This is a genomic window from Staphylococcus sp. HMSC62A08 (genome assembly GCF_001839105.1).
GTDB classification, from domain to species: Bacteria; Bacillota; Bacilli; order Staphylococcales; family Staphylococcaceae; genus Staphylococcus; species Staphylococcus caprae.
In genome coordinates this window covers 328,703-346,300 of sequence record NZ_KV840027.1, presented here as the reverse complement: position 1 = coordinate 346,300, position 17,598 = coordinate 328,703, and the positions used below count along the sequence as shown (strand labels likewise).

Annotated in this window: 14 protein-coding genes; 1 reads left to right on the top strand and 13 read right to left on the bottom strand. The window is 34.4% G+C overall.

What is annotated here, in order from left to right; translation table 11 throughout:
* Positions 1-148: 148 nt before the first annotated feature.
* From HMPREF3264_RS02380 to HMPREF3264_RS02320, 13 genes are all read right to left on the bottom strand, one after another.
* Positions 149-1,324 (bottom strand): nitrate/nitrite transporter, encoded by a 1,176-nt coding sequence (locus tag HMPREF3264_RS02380; RefSeq protein ID WP_070871807.1) that lies wholly within the window; start codon positions 1,322-1,324, stop codon positions 149-151.
* Positions 1,325-1,678: 354 nt separating this feature from the next.
* On the bottom strand, positions 1,679-2,335 hold the full coding sequence (gene nreC, locus HMPREF3264_RS02375) for a nitrate respiration regulation response regulator NreC (protein ID WP_002444035.1): 657 nt from the start codon (positions 2,333-2,335) through the stop codon (positions 1,679-1,681).
* Between the two features lie 19 nt (positions 2,336-2,354).
* Positions 2,355-3,389, bottom strand: a complete 1,035-nt coding sequence (locus HMPREF3264_RS02370; RefSeq protein WP_037541634.1) for a sensor histidine kinase — start codon at positions 3,387-3,389, stop codon at positions 2,355-2,357.
* 9 nt (positions 3,390-3,398) lie between these two features.
* Positions 3,399-3,851, bottom strand: a complete 453-nt coding sequence (gene nreA, locus HMPREF3264_RS02365) for a nitrate respiration regulation accessory nitrate sensor NreA (RefSeq protein ID WP_037541636.1) — start codon at positions 3,849-3,851, stop codon at positions 3,399-3,401.
* Between the two features lie 19 nt (positions 3,852-3,870).
* Complete coding sequence (gene narI, locus HMPREF3264_RS02360) at positions 3,871-4,548, bottom strand: respiratory nitrate reductase subunit gamma (RefSeq protein WP_002444041.1); 678 nt, start codon at positions 4,546-4,548, stop codon at positions 3,871-3,873.
* Positions 4,541-5,131, bottom strand: a complete 591-nt coding sequence (gene narJ / locus HMPREF3264_RS02355; RefSeq protein WP_176746807.1) for a nitrate reductase molybdenum cofactor assembly chaperone — start codon at positions 5,129-5,131, stop codon at positions 4,541-4,543. Before narJ ends, narI begins: the two co-directional genes overlap by 8 nt.
* Positions 5,109-6,662 carry a nitrate reductase subunit beta gene (gene narH / locus HMPREF3264_RS02350; protein WP_070871806.1) on the bottom strand — a complete coding sequence of 518 codons (1,554 nt, stop codon included), beginning with the start codon at positions 6,660-6,662 and terminating at the stop codon, positions 5,109-5,111. The genes narJ and narH overlap by 23 nt, the downstream gene beginning before the upstream one ends.
* Positions 6,652-10,335 (bottom strand): nitrate reductase subunit alpha, encoded by a 3,684-nt coding sequence (locus HMPREF3264_RS02345; protein ID WP_070871805.1) that lies wholly within the window; start codon positions 10,333-10,335, stop codon positions 6,652-6,654. Before HMPREF3264_RS02345 ends, narH begins: the two co-directional genes overlap by 11 nt.
* 217 nt (positions 10,336-10,552) lie before the next feature.
* Positions 10,553-11,497, bottom strand: coding sequence for a uroporphyrinogen-III C-methyltransferase (gene cobA / locus HMPREF3264_RS02340; RefSeq protein ID WP_070871804.1), 945 nt, complete (start codon positions 11,495-11,497; stop codon positions 10,553-10,555).
* Complete coding sequence (nirD, locus tag HMPREF3264_RS02335; protein ID WP_002444050.1) at positions 11,488-11,802, bottom strand: nitrite reductase small subunit NirD; 315 nt, start codon at positions 11,800-11,802, stop codon at positions 11,488-11,490. The genes cobA and nirD overlap by 10 nt, the downstream gene beginning before the upstream one ends.
* A 3-nt stretch (positions 11,803-11,805) precedes the next feature.
* Positions 11,806-14,211 (bottom strand): nitrite reductase large subunit NirB, encoded by a 2,406-nt coding sequence (nirB, locus tag HMPREF3264_RS02330; protein ID WP_070871803.1) that lies wholly within the window; start codon positions 14,209-14,211, stop codon positions 11,806-11,808.
* A gap of 95 nt (positions 14,212-14,306) precedes the next feature.
* The gene (locus HMPREF3264_RS02325; protein WP_070871802.1) at positions 14,307-15,026 is read right to left on the bottom strand and encodes a sirohydrochlorin chelatase; all 720 of its coding nucleotides are present in this window, start codon (positions 15,024-15,026) and stop codon (positions 14,307-14,309) included.
* Between the two features lie 244 nt (positions 15,027-15,270).
* Positions 15,271-15,993 (bottom strand): class I SAM-dependent methyltransferase, encoded by a 723-nt coding sequence (locus HMPREF3264_RS02320; RefSeq protein WP_070871801.1) that lies wholly within the window; start codon positions 15,991-15,993, stop codon positions 15,271-15,273.
* A gap of 53 nt (positions 15,994-16,046) precedes the next feature.
* Here HMPREF3264_RS02320 and nikA point away from each other — a divergent pair, with 53 nt between their 5' ends.
* Positions 16,047-17,522, top strand: coding sequence for a nickel ABC transporter substrate-binding protein (nikA, locus tag HMPREF3264_RS02315; protein ID WP_070871800.1), 1,476 nt, complete (start codon positions 16,047-16,049; stop codon positions 17,520-17,522).
* Positions 17,523-17,598 lie beyond the last annotated feature (76 nt).

Genomic DNA, 17,598 nt, shown 5'->3' with positions numbered 1-17,598 from the left:
GTCATCGATGAAGACGAGAAAGCGACAACGATTGCAATTCAATAAATAAAATTTAACCCTCAACTCTATCTAGAATTGAGGGTTATAATGTATATGCTTAAGCAATCGTATTTTAAACAAATAGTAAAATTAATTTGTCATATATTAGCTATTTGTCGTATATCGTTGAAATGTTAGAGATGTTTTCCTTTTTATATAAATGAATCATTGTCATTAACGCAATCAATGCGAATAACACAAGTAATCCAAAGGCAAGATGACTAGATCCTGTTAAACCAGTCACAAACGTGATGACTAAAGGTGGGAAGAAACCACCTAGTCCTCCCATCATTGACACGATACCATTAGCTGAGCCAGCTTCTTTTAAGAAATATGATGGAACTAATTTAAAGACAAGACCATTACCAATACCCGCACAAATACTTATCGCTAAGCAACCAATTGTGAAGTGAATCATACCATCAAATAAACTTAAAATCATGCCTCCTATAATCAGGAACATAAAGTCTATGATAAGCATTTTTACTGCATTAAATTTATCCCCTAACACTCCACCAAGTGGTCTTAAGAATGTTGCAAGTGCAATAAATACTCCTGAACGAATACCCGCATCTACTTTATCAATTTCAAAATGATGAACTAAATAATTCGGTAAAAATAGACCAAATGCAACAAAAGCACCAAACGTAATAAAATACCACAAACTTAAATAATATAATTTATAATTTTTCGATAACACTTTCATTTGTGACATTAAAGGTACTTTAACTTTCGTTTCTTTATTATCTCCCAATAAGAACATTAATACTGCAAATAGACCGATAATAATTAAGTAACTTCTTACTGTACTTTGCCAACCTATTAAACCAGCAAGAACAGGTGCACAAAAAGATGAGATCGCTGTTCCTATATTTCCCATTCCGTATATACCGTTAGCTAGTCCTACTTTATCTTTAGAGAAATATTTTGGTAAAGCCGTTACACCTACTGAGAAGATTGCGCCCCCTACTCCTAAGAAGAAGCCACATACCATAAGCATTGTCGTGCTTTGTGCTTGTCCCAAAAAGAATATAGGAAATAGCAAAATAATAAAACTGCTAAAAAATACCCATTTAGCACCAATTATATTTGTAAGATAACCAAATGGTACACGCAAAACTGATCCTAAAATGACCGGAATAGCTAAAATCACAGATACTTGGCTAGCCGAAATTTGAATATCTTGAGTTATAAACGGCATCAATGGAGAAATAATACTCCATGCCATAAATCCAACTATTAAACTTAGCGTTTGTAATGTAAGCTGATAAACTCCTTTTTTCATGTTGTTTTCACCTTCATAAAATTTATAGTAAACAAATATTAGTACCGCGACTATCATCTGATAAGAGGTCAAAATTAAAAGTCGTTAAAAGCGAATAAGTGATATAGACACAGTACTAATTACAATTTAATTTTAAGATGATTGTGAAAAAATGAACATAAGGATTTCCCCTGATTTAGAGCTTCTTTTTCCCTATAATAAATTGAGTTATTAATGTGCTGAACGTAGAGATGAGTTTCCTCTCTTGAAAGTCGCGACTCAGCCTTTAAATACAAATAGCTATGAAAAACCGTTATCGATTTCTCATAGCTATTTTTGGTTTGTTATATTCTTAAAAGTGAGCGTTCTATTCATTTAAAACTCAAGCAATTTCTTTTTCAACGCATATTCAACAAGTTCTGGTTTACTTTTAAGATTTAATTTATTCATTATATGCGTTTTGTGTGCTTCGACCGTCTTTACAGACACAAATAACTTTTCAGCGATTTCTTTATTACCGTATCCTTTGGCAATTAAAGGCAAGATTTCAAGTTCTCGTTTAGACAAAACTTTAAATGGGTCTGATGAATAATTAACTTCTTCTTGGTTAGATTGATTAATAAATTCATTAACTAAAGAAGTGGTTAATTTCATATCAATATATGTTTCCCCTCTATATACCGTTCTCACAGCCAATATTAACTGTTCATCAGGCGCATTTTTCAAAATATAACCTTTCGCACCACTTTTCAGTACATGAAACAAATATTCTTCATCATCATACATTGTTAAAATTAAAATTTTTGTCTCTGGGAAGCTTTCAGAAATTTTGCTTGTAGCGACTAAACCTGATTCGCCAGGTGGCATACTTAAATCTAATATTAAAACATCGGGTCTATACTCTAAGACCTTTTGATATGCTTCCACACCATCTGCTGCAGTTGCTACAACTTCCATATCTTCTTGATAGTTTAATATCATTGAGAATCCAGTCCTTACTACAGCATGGTCATCTGCTATAACAATCTTCACATTAATTCCCCCAAGATTTTTATATAGGTATATCTAACGTTACGATGGTTCCCTTGTTAATATGAGATTCAATGTTAATATTTCCATTAACTAATTCAGCACGTTCTTTCATGCCGTAAAAGCCCAACCCTGATCCTTTAGGCTTATCCTCAATATTGAAACCCTTTCCACGATCTACAACTTCAGCTAGTAATCTATTGTCACTTTTATTAATATTCACTTCTATTTCGTTTACTTCAGCATATTTTAATGAATTTAATACAGCTTCTTGAATCACACGATATACCACCGTTTCAACCTCATTATCAAAACGCATACCTTTGATATTAGATTGATAATTAATTTGAATACCATAATTCTCTTCAAACTGTTTGAAATAAGAATTAAAGGCAGCCTCAATACCTAAATCATCCAATGAGGAGGGTCTCAATTCGACTGATAGATTTCTAATGTCATCAATGAGTTGCGATACTAAACCCTCAATATGCTGCGCACTGTCTACTAAATTTTCATCTTGATATTTATATTTTAAAAGTCGCAGTTCAACATCAATATTTAACATTTCTTGAATCACACTATCATGAAGTTCACGAGAAATTCTTTTGCGTTCATTTTCTTGTGCTTGAATCGATTTATGCAACATCTTTTGTTGATACATTTTTTCTTGTCTCTCAATTTGAGGAGACACATTTTGTAAAGTAAACGCACTAATCCCTCTGTCTGAATCAATCGTTTGATACGTAGCCGTAAAAGGTTCTACTTTATTATCTTTCGTCTTCATAAATACTTGGAAATTTGATTTCTGTAGTTGATTTTCTTCTAAAAAACAATTCTCACAAGATTGAATATCATATTCATTAGAATATCCTTCACAACGATTGCAAATTGCATGAGTCATCGCATTATAATTATCTTCTTCAGATAAAATATCGCTAGCGGCGTCATTCATCGCTATAATTTTACCGAGATGATTCACAAAGACAATCTTTTCAGTCGTCGCATCGTAGTACTTATGCAATAGTGCTTCAATACTGCCTTCTAGTTTACTTTGCATGGTTATCACCTAATTCATTTCTGTAAAAAATCCAATTTGGCTTTGTATATCAAGTTGTTCTAATGTCTGTGGAAGAGGTTGATGATTTCGTTGACCTAACAATAATACGCCGTACATTTGTTCATCAAGCCATAATGGTACTGCCACTACTGCTGTTAGTGCTTCATTCAAGATGATGGGGAACTTTATTTTCTCGGCTTGAGTTAATGCCATATCTACATCTGCAATAACCATACGTTTCCCTGTCTTCATAACAGTACCAGCTAAGCCTCTGCCCTTTCTTAAAATGATAAGTTTGTACCGTTCATTCGTATTACCTGAGACATATTTCCATTTAATAGGAGAAGATCTATGATAATGTTCATACATTGCAATTGCGCCAAAATCATAACCTTCGTTCTTTCTCAATCGATCTAAATTATCTTGTAGACTTTTGTTGTGTAATAAAGATTCTGGTTTCAACTTACCCATCCCCTCTTCATTAAACTTTATTTTTCCGGTAAATAATATATCTTCTATTCATATATGAAAGCGGGACACTCCACACATGAACCAATCTCGTAAATGGCCATAATGCAAATATTGTGAATCCTAATAAGATATGAACTTTAAAAGATAACGGTACATTTAACATAAGGTCAGCATTAGGTGAAAACATAAATAAATGTCTAAACCAAATGGCTATGGTTTGGCGATAGTCAAAATCAGGTTGGACTGCATTCGTAAAAATAGTTGAATAGCAACCCATTATCAATATGATACACAGAAGAATATTAACGAATATGTCTGAAAAAGAACTTAAACGTCTTACATTTTTGATTGTAAGTCTTCTTAACGTAAGTAACATCATACCTAATAATGTTATTATACCAAAAATACTTCCTATATATACCGCACCAATATGATAAATATGATTATTAACTCCAACCGCTTCAAGCCAATTTGCAGGTACCAATAAACCTACCACATGCCCAAAGAATACTGGAATAACACCTAAATGAAACAATAAACTTCCCCATTTTAATTGTTTCTTTTCAATTAATTCGCTGGATTTCGCCGTCCAAGAAAATTGATCATATTTATAGCGTGCTAAATGTCCAATAATGAAAATAGTTAAACACAAATACGGATAGATAATCCAAATAAATTGATTAAGCATGGCTTTCCACCTCTCTAGGCGACTCGATACACGCTTTTAAAGTTTTTCTTAAAGCTTTAATTACATACGCATAAGGGTTATTATTTTTAGCAAGTTCATTAGCCATTTCGTAAGTCCCATCTTCAATAATCATAATAATTAATTGCAAGTTTTCCTGTGCTCGGTCATCATTCTCCCAATCGGCAATTTGTAAGAATTGAAGCATCAATGGTAGGTAATCTGACAACTCGTTATCTACCATTTTAAGTCCAAACATTTCATACAATACTTTCAACTTAGCTAACATTTGTCCGCGTTCTTTCTGAGTATCAAATTTATTATATGTCATGTATAAAGGATAATTTTTACTAAAATCAAACGTATCCGTATAGATAGCTTTGATTTCAGATAAAGAATATTGCATCATTATATTTCGATAATGACTTAATTCTTCATAACCTGGGTGCGACTGTGTAATGGTTTCTTCGAATGTTGTTGGATGAAAGGTTAGCTTCTCCGGAAAATTAATTTGTTGTCCTAGATAACCTAAGCTTTCTTGAAAACGATGTAATTTCTGTAGATTAATCACGGAAAATCCCTCCATAGAAATTATCATTATAAATCTCTTGTCCTGTTTTACCAGAACCTACTGCAACGCCACAACCTTCACAATTAGCGCCAAAGTATTCTCCACCATACCCTTGACTTCCTTGAGCTTTATAAGTGTCCAAATACGTTTCTTTATGTGATGACGGAACAACAAATCGATCTTCATACTTAGCGATTCCCAATAATCGATACATATCGTTTAATTGACTTTCTGTTAAACCTAAACATTCAAGTTTAGAATAATCAAACGGTTGTTGAGTCACTTTGGCTCTCATATAACTTCTCATCATAGCCATTTTTTGTAAGCCTTGTTTGACAGGTGCCGTATCCCCTGCAGTTAATAGATTTGCTAAATATTCTATAGGTAAGCGCATTTCTTCGATTGCAGGAAAAATCATATCTGGATTTTGTCCTGCGTTTTGACCTTCGAAATAACTCATAATCGGACTTAAAGGTGGGCAGTACCAAACCATAGGCATTGTTCTAAATTCTGGGTGTAATGGAAATGCCATCTTATATTCTACAGCGAGTTTATATACTGGAGAATTTTGAGCTGCATTAATCCATTCATGACTTAATCCTTGTCGCTCAGCCTCAGCAATCACTTCTTCATCAAATGGATCTAAGAATAAATCTAGTTGTTTTTCATATAAATCTTTTTGATCCACTGCAGAGGCCGCTTCTTGAACGCGATCGGCATCATATAATAGAACGCCTAAATATCTCATTCTACCTGTACACGTTTCTGAACAAACTGTTGGCATACCTGCTTCTATTCTAGGGAAACAAAATGTACATTTTTCAGCTTTATTCGTTTTCCAGTTGAAGTAAACTTTTTTATAAGGGCAACCAGTCATACAATAACGCCAGCCTCGACACGCGTCTTGATCGACTAATACGATACCATCTTCATCCCTTTTATACATAGCGCCTGAAGGACATGATGCAACACAACTTGGATTAAGACAGTGTTCACATAATCTCGGCAGATACATCATAAATGTCTCATCAAACTGGAACTTAATATCTTCTTCAATTTGTTGAATATTTGGATCCTTTGGACCTGTGACATGAGCCCCTGCTAAGTCATCCTCCCAGTTTGGTCCCCATTCTAAATCTAATTTATCGCCAGAAATCAGTGAATGCGCCTTAGCGACTGGTGAGTGCTTACCTTCTTTTGCAGTTGTCAAATGTTCATAGTTATATGTCCAAGGTTCATAATAATCTTTGATAAGTGGCATATCAGGATTGTAAAAGATCTTTCCTAATGCAATTTTTGACCATCTATTACCAGACTTTAATTCGAGTTTCCCTTTTTTATTTAGAATCCAGCCACCTTTATAATGACTTTGATCTTCCCAGCGTTTTGGATATCCCACACCTGGCTTAGTTTCTACATTATTGAACCACATATATTCCGCACCAGGTCTATTTGTCCATGTATTCTTACATGTAACACTACACGTATGACAACCAATACATTTATCTAAATTTAAGACCATCGCTATTTGAGCTTTAATCTTCAAGCCAATTCACCTCTTTCATCTTTCTTACCGCCACATAAACATCCCTTTGATTTCCGATTGGTCCATAATAATTAAAGTGATAGCTTATTTGAGCATATCCTCCAACCAGTTGCGTTGGTTTTAAGTGAATTCTTGTTGGTGCATTATGTGAACCACCTCGTGTATCAGTAATTTCTGATCCTGGTGTTTCAATGTGTTTATCTTGAGCATGATACATAAACATTGTGCCTCTTGGCATACGATGTGATGTAACTGCTCTAGCAGTAACCACACCATTGCGGTTATAGACTTCTAACCAATCATTATCTTTTATATCATGCGCTTCTGCGTCTTCATTAGAAATCCAAACGACAGGCCCACCTCTAAATAAAGTAAGCATACGTTCATTATCTTGATATGTTGAGTGGATATTCCATTTGCCATGAGGCGTTAAATATCTAAGCACTAAGGCGTCTTGTCCACCTTTAACCTTCTTATCACGTGTACCAAATACCATAGGTGGTAAAGTTGGTTTATAAATAGGTAGGCTTTCGCCAAATTGTTGGAATATTTCATGGTCTAAATAATAACTTTGTCTACCAGTTAAGGTTCTAAAAGGTACAAGTCTTTCAATATTTGTTGTAAAAGGTGAATAACGTCGTCCATTTTTATTTGAACCTGGGAAGACTGCCGTAGGAATAACTTCTCTAGGTTGTGATGTAATATTTAAAAACGATATCTTTTCAGACGCACGTGCTTCTGAAATATCTTTTAATTTCATACCAGTTTGATTCTCTAAATCTTCATAAGATTTTTGAGATAACTGTCCATTTGTAGCCGAAGAAATATTTAAAATCACATCAGCTACCTTTCTAGCTGTATCAATACGTGGTTTACCATGTCGTATTGAATTGTCGTTATCAGCATTCCAAGTTCCTACCATACTTTTTAATTCTTCGTATTGTTCAGAAACACTAAAACTTACACCATGTGCCCCGACTTTGGCCTTTTCTAATAAAGGACCAACTGTGACATATTTATTGTAAATTTGAGTATAATCACGTTCTACAATAGAGAAATTAGGCATTGTTTTACCTGGTATACCTTCCACTTCTCCTTTAGACCAATCTTTGACTACTCCATATGCTGTACCGATTTCTTGTTTAGAATCATGTGCTAAAGGCGTTGTTACAACATCTTTAAATGTTCCTGGCAAATAATCTTTAGCCATCTCTGAAATAGCTTTACTCAAAGTCTTATAGATATCCCAATCTGAACGTGATTCCCATAATGGATCAATGGCTGGATTAAATGGATGGATGAATGGATGCATGTCAGTTGAAGATAGGTCATGTTTTTCATACCAAGTAGCTGCTGGTAAAACAATGTCAGAATATAGTGGTGTGGCAGTCATTCTAAAATCTAATGACACCAACAAGTCTAATTTGCCGACTGTGTCTTCTCTCCATTTAATTTCTGATGGTTTATCGTCTTCATTAGGTTCTGCCATTAAACCTGACCGCGTACCTAATAAGTGTTTCATGAAATATTCTTGCCCTTTAGCTGAACTAGATATTAAATTAGATCTCCAAACAAAGAGTGTTTTAGGATGATTCTTTCTTAAGTCAGGATCTTCAACTGCGAATTGTGTTTCCTTGTTTTTAACCGAATCTATCGCTCTTTTCAGAATGGCTTCATTTGAATTGTCTCCAGCTTCTTTCGCTTCCTCACCGAATAAAAGACTATTCTTATTGAATTGAGGATAGGATGGAAGCCATCCTAATCGTGCAGCCGTTACATTATAGTCAGCTGGATGTTGATGTTTAATATTTTTGGCTAGTGGAGATTTAAATTGATCTACATTTGATTCCTCATATTTCCATTGATCTGTTGCAAAGTAGAACCAACTTGTACCATTTTGCAAACGTGGTGGCCCTTGCCAGTCTTTAGCAAATGCAATTGTGTTCCAACCTTCTATTGGACGACACTTTTCTTGACCTACATAGTGCGCCCAACCGCCACCATTTACGCCTTGACAACCACACAACATTACTAAATTTAATATGGCACGATAAATCGTATCGGAATTAAACCAATGATTAATACCGGCACCCATAATAATCATAGAACGCCCATTCGTATCGATAGCATTTTGAGCAAATTCTCTAGCTACTTGAATGACTAATTCTTTTTTGATGCCTGTGATTGATTCTTGCCACGCAGGTGTGTATTTAGATGTACTGTCTTCATATGATTGTGCTTCTAATTCATGATTAAAGCGTTGGATCCCATATTGACTTGTCATCAAATCATAAACAGTCGTTACACAAACTTCTTCACCATTTGCTAATTGAATGGTTTGAGTCGGTATAGGTCTTTCAAATATGCCATCACCATTACTATCGAAATAAGGAAATTGAATTGTCTGTAATTCGTAATCATCATCTGTCATTGATAAGGCTGGATTAATTTGAGTACCATCTTCTGTTTCTAATTTTAAGTTCCATTTCTTACCTTCTTCCCAACGTTGTCCCATCGTTCCATTTGGTACGACAAACTGTTGGCTGACCATATCTTTAATCACTGGTTTCCATTCACTATTTTCACTTTCAATTCCTAAGTCGCTTTCTCTTAAGAATCTACCAGCTTTATAACCCTTTTCATCTTTGTCCAACATAATAATGAAAGGCATATCTGTATATTGTTTTGCGTAATCTATAAACATGTTATTCGGTTGATTAACGTAAAATTCTTGTAAAATCACATGCGTCATCGCTTGAGCTACAGCAGCATCAGTACCAGGATGAGGCGCCAACCAATTGTCAGCAAACTTTACATTCTCAGCATAATCAGGTGCTACTGAAATTACTTTAGTCCCTTTATATCTGACTTCTGTCATAAAATGTGCATCAGGCGTACGTGTTAACGGTACATTTGAGCCCCACATAATAATGTAAGCAGCATTAAACCAGTCACTTGATTCTGGTACATCCGTTTGTTCTCCCCAAATTTGTGGCGATGCAGGAGGTAAGTCCGCATACCAATCATAGAAACTAAGCATCTCTCCACCTAATAAATTAATAAATCGAGCGCCTGAAGCATAACTAATCATCGACATTGCCGGTATAGGTGTGAAGCCTGCGATTCGATCTGGTCCATCTTTTTTAATTGTGTAAAGGATTTGAGCAGCAATAATATCGGTGACATCTTTCCAATTCGCTCTTACATGTCCACCTTTACCTCTAGCTTCCTTATAAATTTTAGCTTTCTCTTCATCTTCAACGATCGAAGCCCAAGCAGCAATGCGATGACCGTTGTTCTCCTCTAATGCTTCAGTCCATAAATCCAATAATTTACCTCTTATATATGGATATTTCACTCTAAGCGGACTATATTCATACCATGAAAATGAAGCCCCTCTCGGACATCCTCTAGGTTCAAATTCAGGCATGTCCGGTCCGCAACTCGGATAATCAGTTTGTTGATTTTCCCACGTAATAACACCATTTTTCACAAACACTTTCCATGAACATGAACCTGTACAGTTGACGCCATGCGTTGTACGAACAACTTTGTCATGACTCCATCTTTCGCGATACATTTTCTCCCATTCTCTACTCTTATGTTCTAAAACCGACCAATTTCCATTAAACTTTTCAGTCGGTTTAAAGAAATTTAATCCAAATTTTCCCATCAATAATATCCTCCTACTATCAAATGCATTTGCTACTTTCACATTCCTATCATTGTTATTACGTTCAAATAGATTGTATATTTTTTCACAAAGTTTAGATATTAGGGAAATGCCTAATTAAACATGTTTAATCCCTAAAAAAGACCATGAATTCGAAATTGAATTCATGGTCTCATTTCATCAGTAAAGTAAATTAAAATAAGAAGGATAGCGTCTTCTAAACTTCAATATATTCAATATGATATTGATTGGTTAAATTTTGATAAATGGTTTGTTGTGATGGGTGATATTGCTCATCATAATCTAATAAACATTGTTTCCCTTCTTCATACAGTTCTTCAGCTTTTCTTAAAGCCAGTTCTTTATCACCTTTAATAAGGTATAACGTTGGCATTACATCCTCAGCCATTTTCTCCATATTAAAATTGGATTGATCGATATATTTCACTAACGAACCTAAAATGCAGATACCTGGTTGTCCATCGAAATGCGTTTGACTTAACGTTTCTTCAATCGTACTTAAATAACCTGTCACTACCTGTTGGTTGTAACATGTGGCGTTAAATACAATTGCTATAGGGTAGTCTTCGTTTGTGTAAGCTGTAATTTGTTTAATAATATGACCTAATCGTTTAATTCCCATATAAATAGCCAAAGTACCACCGTTAATTAAATTACGAATATCTGTTTCTCGATTGGACGAATCTTTAAAATGACCTGTTGAGAAAGTGACACTTGGTACGATTGATCTCATTGTTAAGCCAGTATTTAATGATGCAACTGCTGCACTCGCTGAAGTCACTCCAGGTACAATCTCATGTTCAATACCATACGCTTTAAGCGTAGTGATTTCTTCAGTTACTCGCCCAAATATTGCTGGATCGCCGCCTTTTAGTCTGATAACGCAATGATATTTTTTAGCCATTTGAACCATTTTCATATTTATTTCGTCTTGTTGAATATGTTTGAAATAAGGTTTCTTGCCTACATCAATCATTTCAGTATGTGGAGGTGCATATTGTAAAATCAATGGGTTAACTAAGCGATCATAGAGAATCACATCAGCGGCTCTAATTAATTTTTCTGCTTTTTTGGTTAGTAAATTAGGATTTCCAGGGCCTGCTCCGACCAGGTAAACCTTCCCCATTGAATCTACAGACATAGATAGACATCTCCATCAATCACTTCAACTTGATATGTGCTCACACATCCTGTATCAGGCTCTTGAACTTCTCCTGAATCCAAATCTATTTTTTGGTCATGCAACGGACAATACACATACTTTCCACTTACTGTCCCTTCTGACAATGGCCCTTGTTTATGCGGACATATATTACTTACAGCGTGAACCTTTCCATCTTCAGTTAAGAAGATGCCGATTTCTTTTTCGTTTACGATAACCTTTTTACCAATAAGAGGCGTTAACGCGTCTATAGTAGTGACCTTTACCTTTTCCATTGCTTTCATTTATTACACCTTCTCAACTTCAAAGATTTTTTGTGCTTTGTTATCTTCTACAATAGCTTGCCATGGTTCCATTTCAATTGCTTTTTTAGCTTCCATAATTCGATTGAATAACTCTTGTTGTCTATCTTTATCCAATAAAACTTCTTTAACATTTTCAAAGCCTAAACGGTTGAGCCAAGGTGCTGTTCTTTCTGCATAGATGCCTGTTTCTCTATAATATTGCATGAGCGCACCACATAATTGGATGACTTCATCTTCTGTTTCAACTGTTGTGAGCAATTGACCCACAGTGACATCAGTACCGCCGTTACCTCCAATATAGATTTGGAAGCCGTTCTCAACTGATATGACACCAAAGTCTTTGACACCAGACTCAACGCAGCTTCTTGGGCAACCTGAAACGCCCATTTTAAACTTATGAGGTGTATCAATATATTCAAATGTTTTTTCAAGTCTAATACCTAAACGTGTTGTATATTGCGTACCAAAGCGACAAAACTCTTTACCTACACAACTTTTAACTGAACGTGTTTTTTTACCGTAAGCTGAAGCTGAACGCATACCTAAGTCTTCCCATACTTTAGGTAGTTCTTCTTTTTTCAAACCATATAAGCCTACACGTTGTGACCCAGTAACTTTAACTAATGGGACATTATATTTCTTAGCCACTTCTCCGAGTCTAATTAATTGATCAGCATCAGTCACGCCGCCTCTCATTTGAGGTATCACTGAAAATGTTCCATCATTTTGAATATTGGCATGATAGCGTTCATTCGCAAAGCGTGATTCCTTCTCATCTTGATGTTCGAATGGATATACCATATTTAAATAGTAATTAATGGCTGGACGACATTTTGGACATCCATTTTTATCTTTGAAATTCAGAACATGTCTGACTTCTTTGGATGTTTTAAGTCCTTTAGCTCTAATTTGTGTCACAATCTGATCTCTAGTTAAATCTGTGCAACTACAAATACCTGCAGGCTTCGCAGCAACAAAGTCATCTCCTAAAGTGTATTGAAGTATTTCTCCTATTTGTTTCTTACATTTACCACAAGAATTACCCGCTTTCGTTGATTGCGTTACTTCATCTACTGATGTAAGTCCTTCTTTAGTAATTGCATTAACAATCGTTCCTTTGTCCACGCCATTACAACCACATACTGTTTCATCATCAGCCATATCAGCAACTGACGTACCAGATGCTTCATTTCCTTTGTGTAATAATGACACAAGGGTATAGTCTTCTAATGATTCATGCTTTTTCATCATATTATAAAAACGAGAACCATCGTCTGTATCACCATATAATACCGCACCTACGACTTGTCCATTGTTTAAATAAACTTTCTTATAGATATTGTCTATACTATTAAAGATTTCAATGCCATGTACTTCTTCATTTTCCACAATTTGACCCGCACTATATAAATCGCAACCTGAAACCTTTAATGAAGTAAACGTTGTAGAACCTTTATAGCCCTTCGTTTCATTATCAGTTAAATAATCAGCTAGTACTTTACCTTGTTCATATAAAGGAGCTACAAGCCCGTATACCTTACCATTATGTTGCGCACATTCACCTATAGCATAAATATGAGCGTCAGACGTTTGTAAGTAATCATTAACTACAATACCTCGCTCAACGTCTAATCCTGCATCTTTAGCAACTTCTGTATAAGGTCTAATGCCTACTGCCATCACAACTAAATCTGTCTCGATGACTCGACCATCGGCGAGTTGGACAGCTTCAACATCGTCATTTCCTATAATCTTTTTAGTGTTCGCTTGTAATTCAAAATGCATACCTTGCTTTTCTAAATCTGCTTTAAGCATGTCGGCAGCTTTACGGTCTAATTGCATTTCCATGAGCCATTCAGCAAGGTGTAAAACTGTGACTTCCATGCCTTGATCAAGTAAACCTCTAGCACATTCTAAACCAAGTAATCCCCCACCAATTACAATTGCTTTTTTCTTTTTGTTGGCAATATCGATTATTCGTTCAGTATCTTCAATTGTTCTCCAGCCAATCACGCTAGGTAAATCTGAACCTTCAATAGGTAAAACGAACGCTTTTGAACCAGTCGCAAAAATACAAATATCATAATTAACTTCTTTGCCACTTTGCGTCGTAACACTTTGAGCTTCTCTATTCACTTTTACAACCGGGTCATCATTAATTAAAGTAATACGATTTTCAGCATACCAATCATAACTATTCATTATTGTTTCTTCTACAGTCATCTTATTCTGTAAAATATTAGATAACATGATGCGGTTATAGTTAGGATAAGGTTCTTTACCAATGACAGTGATGTCATATCGATTTGCATCACGATTGATAATTTCTTCTATCGTTCTGATTCCTGCCATACCATTGCCAATCATTACTAATTTTTGTTTAGACATATATATGCTCCTCTAACATTAAAAATTACTTTACCATCTGTTGCTAAAGGATTGGTAATAAGGTCTAAACTAAGGAAGTAGTGAGTCAAGTAACATTAAACATTCAATTGTTCCAAACGCTCACGAATAATCAATTTTAAAATCGTATCAAAATTGATTGATGGCGTGATATGCAAATCACAATGAATGTCCATTTCTGAAATAAGACGTTTGACTTTATTAACTAAGCGACCATCAAATAAAAATAGAGGCACAATAATCAGGTCGTCATAGTTCTTCGAGATTTCGTCTAAGTCATTTCTAAATGTTAAAACACCATATAACGCTCTAGCGTATACTGGTTGATTTGAATCAATTGTTTTAACAAATTCTTTAAGTTCATCATGTGCCTTCGTAAATCGACCACTTCCGTTACCATGTGCGATAATAACCGTTGCAGCATTTGATGTTTCTTGTAATTTTACGTCAGCAATTCTTTTTTCTACAAGTTCTTTCATATAAGGATGTGTACCAAGTGGTTCACTCATTTCACTCTTTATGTGAGGGTGTTTGACCTTCATTTCTTTCAAAATTTCAGGAATGTCACCGATATAATGCATCGCTCTAAATATGAGTAATGGAACAATTCTAAATCTTGAAATTCCTTTTTCAATCATTTTTTCCATTGTAATCTCTAAATTTTGAGTATCACTTTCTAGAAAGGCCAACTCGTAATGGTAGTCTTCATTTTTCAGGAGTGTAGTAATAAATTCTTCTAATGCCCTGTTTTGTTCACCTTTTCTCATTCCGTGCGCGACTAATATGTTACCTATCACTATTACCAATCCTTTCAACTGCATTGTATAACAATTTTTCTAATATTTGTGATTATTTTCACATTATTTTAAAAAGTAGGGAATCCCCTTATTCCAAACATGAGGGAATGTCCTCACGAAATTATTTACGTCATTAAATCTGACAAAAATTTTTAATTTTTCATTATAAGTTATATAATCAATATGTTAGCGAATAACAAATATGTCTAAAATTAAAAATAATAATATTTAAAACTATGCTATTTTACTTAACAACATGTATACCGAATAACTGAGATGGGTTATAGAATTGACTTTGTGGACGATTCACTCTTTGATATACACTTTGATCCACTTCTATTTTAGATACATTACATTTTTCTAGAATCTGACAGTCATATGTTGGTCGAGTGTGCTGATTAATATCTATTGCATTTTTTAGATGTTCACTTTCTTTGAGCATTGAAAACTCTAAATCGTTATGCGCATGACTATTCGACAAATCTGATATTTGCGTAAACTTATCTTTTCCATAATCCGCATCAAAATTTAAAAGATGACCGTGTGGTTTCAATACTCTTAACCACTCTTCATAAGCTTTGGAAGGATTTGTCATTAACCAAGTCACATTGCGAGCAATGACAAGATCAAAGGTGCCATCCGCAAATTTTAAATCTTCAGCATCCATCACTTTGAATTGAATATGAACGTTTAATTCTTGTGATAAGTTCTGAGCTTGACGAATCATTTCAGGTGAAATATCAATTCCAGTCACATCACAATCGTGTTTGGAGCATAAAATGGCTAAAAACCCTGCTCTTGTTCCAATATCTAAAATGGTTTGTATACTATCTAGATGAACATAGCGTTCAATTTCGTTAATCCAAAGTTGTGCCTGTTCACTGTGAAGCTCTTCTTTTTTGTGTTGTACGAAAGATTGAGATCGCTTATTCCAGTAGTTGATAATGTTACTTTTAATGTTAGACATATCGTTCTCCTATCACATATTATGTTCATTTATTTATAGAAAGGACTTGTTTTATGAAAAAGTTTATAATTCTTATTGTAATGGTATCTTTTATTTTAGCAAGCTGTGGTAATCATTCAAAAACTGATAAAGATACCTTAAACATCGATATCCCATTAAAGACGAAGTCAATTGCGCCTTATGAGACTGATATTCCTGTTAAAGTAGGTGCTTTAGAATCACTTTTCAAAATGTCTAAAGATGGGAAAGTTAAACCTCTATTAGTTAAAAGTTATAAACAAAAATCAGATAGTACATTAGAATTGACTTTAAAAGATAAAATTAAATTCCAAGATGGAAGACAGTTAACTGGTCAAGCAGTGAAAGAAAGTCTCGAAGAAGGTATGAAGAAAAGTGATTTATTAAAAGGTTCACTACCGATTCAATCAATTCATGCAGATGGTCAAAAAGTCACAATTACAACTAAAGAACCTTATCCTGAATTAAAATCAGAATTGGCGAGTCCATTCGCAGCGATTTACGATGTGAAAGCGAAAAGTAAAGTGAGTGATAAGCCAGTAGGTACAGGACCTTATCAAATAGATAATTACAAACGTTCACAAAAACTTGAACTCTCTAAATTCAAAGATTACTGGCAAGGAAAACCTAAATTGAAGAAAATCAATGTAACTTACCACGAAGATGGTAATACACGTGTAGATAATTTATTGTCAGGCAAATCTGATTTAACGACTGATGTGCCAATAGATCGAATCAATGATGTAAAAAATTCGAAAAAAGCAGAAATCCAAAGTACATCAGGATTTAGAACACATTTACTACTATATAATCATGAAAGTAAAAAGATGAATAAAAATGTTAGAAAAGCATTTGATATGATTATCAATCGTAAAGAAATTGCTAAAGATGTATCTAAAAATTATGCTAAGCCCGCTTCAGGACCTTTCAATCACAGACTTAAAACAGTGGAAAATGGAAAAGTTCAAAATCAAGATATTAAAAAAGCGAAAAAATTATTAGAACAAGAAGGATATACGAAATCTCACCCACTTAAAATCAATATGGTCACATATGATGGACGCCCAGAATTACCTAAAGTTGGCCAAGTCATTCAATCTGAAGCTAAAAAAGCAAATATTGATATTCAATTACGTAATGTAGATGATATTGATGGTTACTTAAAAGATACGAAAGCATGGGATGTGTCCATGTATAGTTATTTAACAGTACCTCGTGGTGATACAGGTTACTTCTTCAATACAGCGTACTTACCAAATGGTGCACTCAATAAAGGTCATTACAACAACAAAGAAGTCACTCAACTTATTAATAAGTTAAATACGACTTTTGGAGAAAAACAACGTGCGTCAGTGACAAATGATATTTTAGAAAAATCTAAAGATGATATACCGAATAGTTATATCACTTATAACAGTCAAATAGATGGTGTAAGTAACAAAGTTCAAAACTTTAACGTCACACCAGAATCTATATATTTAATTGATTATAAAGTAAGTAAAAAAGAATAATCTCTTAAGTAGAATTTGAGAAATTAATTTTAATTTAAGAGAGTTCCAAAAAATAATAGCAGTAAGAGGATTTCAA

What these genes read in the sequence shown, in the direction of transcription:
- HMPREF3264_RS02320 (WP_070871801.1), bottom strand. Translation starts at nt 15,993, where the DNA reads ATGTCTAACATTAAAAGTAACATTATCAACTACTGGAATAAGCGATCT.
- HMPREF3264_RS02380 (WP_070871807.1), bottom strand. Translation starts at nt 1,324, where the DNA reads ATGAAAAAAGGAGTTTATCAGCTTACATTACAAACGCTAAGTTTAATA.
- cobA (WP_070871804.1), bottom strand. Translation starts at nt 11,497, where the DNA reads ATGTCTGTAGATTCAATGGGGAAGGTTTACCTGGTCGGAGCAGGCCCT.
- nikA (WP_070871800.1), top strand. Translation starts at nt 16,047, where the DNA reads ATGAAAAAGTTTATAATTCTTATTGTAATGGTATCTTTTATTTTAGCA.
- narJ (WP_176746807.1), bottom strand. Translation starts at nt 5,131, where the DNA reads ATGGAGGGATTTTCCGTGATTAATCTACAGAAATTACATCGTTTTCAA.
- HMPREF3264_RS02370 (WP_037541634.1), bottom strand. Translation starts at nt 3,389, where the DNA reads ATGCAAAGTAAACTAGAAGGCAGTATTGAAGCACTATTGCATAAGTAC.
- nirB (WP_070871803.1), bottom strand. Translation starts at nt 14,211, where the DNA reads ATGTCTAAACAAAAATTAGTAATGATTGGCAATGGTATGGCAGGAATC.
- narI (WP_002444041.1), bottom strand. Translation starts at nt 4,548, where the DNA reads ATGCTTAATCAATTTATTTGGATTATCTATCCGTATTTGTGTTTAACT.
- HMPREF3264_RS02345 (WP_070871805.1), bottom strand. Translation starts at nt 10,335, where the DNA reads ATGGGAAAATTTGGATTAAATTTCTTTAAACCGACTGAAAAGTTTAAT.
- nirD (WP_002444050.1), bottom strand. Translation starts at nt 11,802, where the DNA reads ATGAAAGCAATGGAAAAGGTAAAGGTCACTACTATAGACGCGTTAACG.